Source organism: Pseudomonas sp. UBA3153 (genome assembly GCF_002364635.1).
Lineage (GTDB): Bacteria > Pseudomonadota > Gammaproteobacteria > Pseudomonadales > Pseudomonadaceae > Pseudomonas_O > Pseudomonas_O kuykendallii.
In genome coordinates this window covers 1-6,063 of sequence record NZ_DEYR01000087.1, presented here as the reverse complement: position 1 = coordinate 6,063, position 6,063 = coordinate 1, and the positions used below count along the sequence as shown (strand labels likewise).

Annotated in this window: 3 protein-coding genes; all 3 read left to right on the top strand. The window is 69.8% G+C overall.

Translation table 11 applies throughout. The annotated features are described in order from the left end of the window. Positions 1-348 precede the first annotated feature (348 nt). On the top strand, positions 349-1,413 hold the full coding sequence (gene cobW / locus B2X67_RS18495; RefSeq protein ID WP_286786406.1) for a cobalamin biosynthesis protein CobW: 1,065 nt from the start codon (positions 349-351) through the stop codon (positions 1,411-1,413). A gap of 4 nt (positions 1,414-1,417) precedes the next feature. After that, positions 1,418-5,203 (top strand): cobaltochelatase subunit CobN, encoded by a 3,786-nt coding sequence (gene cobN, locus B2X67_RS18490; RefSeq protein WP_286786405.1) that lies wholly within the window; start codon positions 1,418-1,420, stop codon positions 5,201-5,203. A gap of 4 nt (positions 5,204-5,207) precedes the next feature. Further along, positions 5,208-6,063, top strand: an 856-nt coding sequence (locus tag B2X67_RS18485) for an ATP-binding protein (RefSeq protein WP_286786404.1), incomplete at its 3' end; no start/stop codon positions are given.

Genomic DNA, 6,063 nt, shown 5'->3' with positions numbered 1-6,063 from the left:
CCGCCCGGTGGGTCGGTGAAGCGTGACCCACCCTACGAAGGCGTTCGCTTTAGCGATGAACCGATTTCCAGAACAGCACTACGTAGGGTGGGTTAGCGGCGCATGCGCAGGATGAATGGCCGCAACGCAGGGGGTTACCGCCGCGTAACCCACCGAGCGGAGTCCGGTAGGGCGATTCTCTCCACGGTGACACCGCCCGGTGGGTCGGTGAAGCGCGACCCACCCTACGAAGCGTTCGTTTTACCGATGAACCGATTTCCAGAGCAGCCCACCAGCCGGTGTTTGCCAGGGCGATCCGCTCATCCCGCGTGACCCACGAAAGCCTTATCGATCTTCAGAGGAAAACCCATGTCCAGCCAGGCCAAGATTCCCGTCACCATCGTCACCGGCTTTCTCGGCAGCGGTAAGACCACGCTACTGCGCCACATCCTGGAGAACGCCGATGGTCGCCGCATCGCGGTGATCGTCAACGAATTCGGCGAGCTGGGCATCGACGGCGACATCCTGCGCGGCTGCGGCATCGGTTGCGACGAAGACGGCGTGGAGCAGGCCGGCCAGCTCTACGAGCTGTCCAACGGCTGCATGTGCTGCACCGTGCAGGAGGAGTTCTATCCGGTGATGCGCGAGCTGATCGAGCGCCGCGGCGACATCGACCACATCCTCATCGAAACCTCGGGCCTGGCGCTGCCCAAGCCGCTGGTGCAAGCCTTCCACTGGCCGGAGATCAAGAACGCCTGCACCGTCGATGCGGTGGTCACGCTGGTGGACGTGCCGGCGGCGGCCGCCGGCCAGTTCGCCGCCAACCCTCAGGCGGTGGACGAGCAGCGCCGCGCCGATCCCAACCTGGACCACGAATCGCCGCTGCACGAGCTGTTCGAGGACCAGTTGATGGCCGCGGACCTGGTGGTGCTGAGCAAGACCGACCTGGTCGCGCCGGCCGCCGTCGAGCAGGTCACCACGCTGGTGCGCGAGGAACTGCCGGCGCAGGTCAAGGTGATCGCCAGCGACAAGGGTCGTCTCGATCTGGAGCTGATCCTCGGGTTGTCCAGCGCCTCGGAGGAAACCATCCACCTGCGCGAAAGCCACCACGATCATGAAGAGGGCGAGGAGCACGACCACGACCTGTTCGATTCGGTGGTGGTGAAGCTGCCGCAGGTCGACCGCGAGCGCCTGCTGGCGAGCCTGCAGGTGCTGGTCGAGCAGCACGCCATCTATCGCATCAAGGGTTTCGTGGCGCTGCCGGGCAAGCCGATGCGGCTGGTCGTGCATGGCGTCGGCCAGCGGTTCGACAGCTACTTCGACCGCCGCTGGAACGCCGACGAAACGCCGTCCACGCACCTGGTGCTGATCGGCCAGGCGCTGGACGCCCAGGCGTTGCAGGACGCGCTGCAGGCCGCCGTGGTCGAGGGCTGAGCCGATGCACATGCTGACGGCGCTGCCCGGCGGATACGTGGACGAGAGCGGGGCGATCATCACCCGCCTCGAACAGGACCCGGCGGACATCGTCATCCTCAGCGCCGCCGACACCACCCTGGCGCTGCTCGCCGCCGCCCATCCGCAGGCCGGCGCGGCGGACGTCGCCTATCCGTCGGTGCGCCTGGCGAACCTGATGCACCTGCGCCAGCACGCCTCCATCGACCTGTACCTGGACGAGGTGCTGCAGCACGCGCGGCTGATCGTCATCGATCACCTGGGCGGCGAAAGCTACTGGCCCTATGGCACCGAACAGGTGGTCGCGCTGTGCCGGCGCAAGGGCCTCGCCCTGGCGATGTTCTCCGGCGACATGAGCGAGGACCCCAACCTCACCGCGCTGAGCACCGTCGACGCGCCGACCTGCCATACGCTCTGGCGTTACCTGCGCGAGGGCGGCGCGGGCAACGCGCGCGAGTTGTACCGTTTCCTCGGCGCGCAGTTCTTCGGCCTCGACGGGGCGCCACGGCCACCGCGCGCGCTGCCGCCGATCGCCGTGTTCCACCCCGCGCAGGACAACGCCGGCGTGGCCGACTGGCAGGCGCAGTGGGTCGCCGGCGCGCCCTGCGTGGCGCTGCTGTTCTACCGCGCGCACCTGCAGGCCGGTAACACGCGGGTGTTCGCCGCGCTGTGCGAGCGCCTGCTGGCGCAGGGGCTGAACCCGCTGCCGATCGCGCTGCTGTCGCTCAAGGACCCGCTGTGCCTGAGCAGCCTGCGCGAACTCTGCGCAGGCAATGACGTGGCGCTGATTCTCAACACCACGGCGTTCTCCCAGTCGGCGATGGACGATCCCGGCGACCACGCCCTGGCCGGCGACATCCCGGTGCTGCAGGTGGTGCTTTCCGGCGGCAACCAGCAGAGCTGGCGCGCCGATCCGCACGGCCTGGCGCCGCGCGACATGGCCATGCACGTGGCCCTGCCGGAAGTCGACGGACGCATCATCAGCCGCGCGGTGAGCTTCAAGGGCTTCGGCGTGCGCAGCGCGCTGACCCAGAGCGACGTGGTGGAGTACCAGCCGCTGGAGGAACGCATCGATTTCGTCTGCGCGCTGGCGCGGCGCTGGTGCCGGCTGCGTGCGCTGGCCAATCCGCAGAAACGCCTGGCGCTGGTGCTGGCGAACTATCCGACCCGCGAGGGCCGTCTCGGCAACGGCGTCGGCCTGGACACGCCGGCCTCGGCGATCGAAATCCTCCGCCGCCTGGCCGATGAGGGCTACGCGGTAAACGGCATTCCCGCCGACGGCGACGCGCTGATGCACCTGCTCAAGCAGGGCGTCACCAACGACCCCGACCAGTGGGCGCTGCGCCCGGCGAAGCAGAGCCTGGCGCTGGCCGATTACCAGCGCTTCTTCGACAGCCTGCCGGCAGCCAGCCGCGCCGCCATCGTCGCCCGCTGGGGCGCGCCGGAGCAGGACCCGATGCTGCGCCAGGGCCGCTTCATGATCGCCGGCGTGCGCCTCGGCCAGGTGTTCGTCGGCATCCAGCCGGCGCGCGGCTATCACCTCGACCAGAAGGCCAACTACCACGACCCGGACCTGGTGCCGCCGCATTACTACCTGGCGTTCTACCTGTGGCTGCGCGAGCACTGGTCCAGCGACGCCATCGTCCATGTCGGCAAGCACGGCAACCTGGAATGGCTGCCGGGCAAGAGCGTCGCGCTGAGCGAGGAATGCTGGCCGGACCTGGTGTTCGGCCCGATGCCGCACCTGTATCCGTTCATCGTGAACGATCCGGGCGAGGGCACCCAGGCCAAGCGCCGCGCCCAGGCGGTGATCATCGATCACCTGATGCCGCCGCTGACGCGCGCCGAAAGCTACGGCCCGACCCGCGACCTGGAGCGCCTGATCGACGAATTCTACGAGGCGCTGACCCTCGACCCGCGGCGCTCCGGGCTGCTGCGCAAGCAGATCCTCGGGCTGATCACCGCGCAGAACCTGCACGCCGACCTCGGCCTGGAAACCCCGCGCAACGCCGAGGAGGAACAACTGCTGCTCAACCGCACCGACAGCTACCTCTGCGAGCTGAAGGAAAGCCAGATCCGCGACGGCCTGCACGTGTTCGGCCGCTCGCCGCAGGGCCGCCTGCAACGCGACACCCTGCTGGCCCTGGCGCGGCACGGCGTCGGCGACGGCCTGGGCGGCAACGCCAGCCTGGTCCGCGCGCTGGCCCAGGACCTGTTGCCGGGCGCGGATTTCGATCCGCTGGACGACGACTGGAGCTTGCCGTGGAGCGGCGCAAGACCGGCCGCCCTGGCGGATGTCGACGAACAGCCCTGGCGCACCCGCGGCGATACCCGCGAGCGGCTGGAGTTGCTGGCGCTGGGGTTGCTGGAGGAGGGCGCCCGGCGCGCGCCCGACCCCGAGTGGGCGCGCACCTCCGCCGTCATGCAGCGCGTCGAGGGTGATCTGCGCCCGCGCCTGCAAGCCTGCGGAACGCAGGAGCTGTATCAGCTGTGTCGCGGCCTGGCCGGTCGATTCGTGCCGCCGGGGCCGAGCGGGGCACCGTCGCGCGGGCGGCCGGACGTGCTGCCCACCGGGCGCAACTTCTTCTCCGTCGACACGCGGATGATCCCCACGCCGACCGCCTGGGCGCTGGGCGAGAAATCCGCCGCGCTGCTGGTCGAGCGCTTCGTCCAGGACAACGGCGACTACCCGCGCAGCATCGGCCTCTCGGTGTGGGGCACGGCGACCATGCGCACCGGCGGCGACGACATCGCCCAGGCTTTCGCCCTGCTCGGCGTGCGCCCGCAGTGGGCCGAGGGGAGTTTTCGCGTCACCGATTTCGAGGTGCTGCCGGGCAAGCGCCTGGACCGCCCGCGGGTCGACGTCACCCTGCGCGTGTCGGGCTTCTTCCGCGACGCCTTCGCCAACGTCATGCAGATGTTCGACGCCGCCGTGCAGCGCGTCGCCGAGCTGGACGAGCCGGAAGACATCAACCCGATCCGCGCGCGCATCCGCCGCGAGACCGCCGAATTGCAGGCCCAGGGACTGGACGCCGACAGCGCGCGCCAGCAGGCCGGCTTCCGCGTCTTCGGCGCCAAGCCCGGTGCCTACGGCGCGGGCCTGCAGGGGCTGATCGACTCGCGCGACTGGCAAACCGACGCCGACCTGGCCGCCGCCTATCTGAACTGGGGCGGCTACGCCTACGGGCAGAAGGTCTACGGCGCGCAGGACCGCGACGGGTTCGCCCGGCGCCTGGCGCAGGTCCAGGCGGTGGTGCAGAACCAGGACAACCGCGAGCACGACCTGCTGGATTCCGACGACTACTACCAGTTCCACGGCGGCATGAGCGCGGCCGCGCGGCACCTCTCCGGCACGCAGCCGGCGATGCTCTTCGGCGACCACAGCAACCCGCAGGCGCCGAAGGTGCGCAACCTGGCCGAGGAAATCAGCCGTGTGATGCGCGCGCGGGTGACCAACCCGAAGTGGATCGATGGCGTGAAGCGCCACGGCTACAAGGGCGCCTTCGAGATGGCCGCGACCGTGGACTACCTGTTCGCCTTCGACGCCACCACCGGCGTGGTCCGCGACGACCAGTACGCCAGCCTGACGGAGGCGTACCTGGGCGATCCGTCGACCCGCGAATTCCTCCAGCGGCACAACCCCGACGCCCTTCTGGAAATCAGCGAGCGCCTGCTCGAAGCCATCCAGCGCGGCCTCTGGCAAGCGCCGGGCGATTACCGCGAACGCATCGAAAACCATCTGATCGCCGCCGAACAGCATCTGGAAGACTAATCCCATGAACCGCCCACATTTCCCGTTCTCCGCCCTGCATGGCCAGCCGCAGCTGCAACTGGCGCTGCTGCTGGCGGCCATCGACCCGCAGATCGGCGGCGTGCTGATCGAGGGGCCGCGCGGCACCGCCAAGTCCACCAGTGCCCGCGCGCTGGCCGACCTGCTGCCGGCCGGGCGCTTCGTCAACCTGCCGCTGGGCGCCAGCGAGGAACAGCTGGTGGGCTCGCTGGACATCCAGGCGGCGCTGCAGGACGGCCGCGTGGATTTCCGCCCCGGCCTGTTGGCCCGCGCCGACGGCGGCGTGCTCTACGTCGACGAGGTCAACCTGCTGGCGGATGCGCTGGTCGACCTGCTGCTGGACGTCTGCGCCAGCGGGGTCAACCGCATCGAGCGCGACGGCATTTCCCACCAGCACGAGGCGCGCATCGCCCTGGTCGGCACCATGAACCCGGAAGAGGGCGAACTGCGTCCGCAACTGCTCGACCGCTTCGGCCTGTTCGTGCGCCTCGGCGAACGCATCGAGCCGGCGGCGCGTGAGGCCATCGTGCGCAGCCGCCTGCAGTTCGACCGCGACCCGCAGGGCTTCGTCGAAGGCCAGCGCGCGGCGCTGGAGGCACTGACGCAGCGCCTGGAACGGGCGCGGGCGAAGGCCGGCCAACTGGAATTCAGCGATGCGCTGCACCGCCAGGTCAGCGACCTCTGTTATGCCGCCGGCGTGGAAGGCGTGCGCGCCGACCTGGTGCTGCTGCGCGCTGCCTGCGCGCACGCGGCCTGGCAGGGCCACGCGCGGATCGGCGCCGAGGATGTCGCGGCGGTGGCCGAACTGGTGCTGGCGCACCGCCGCAAACTGCCGCCCGACG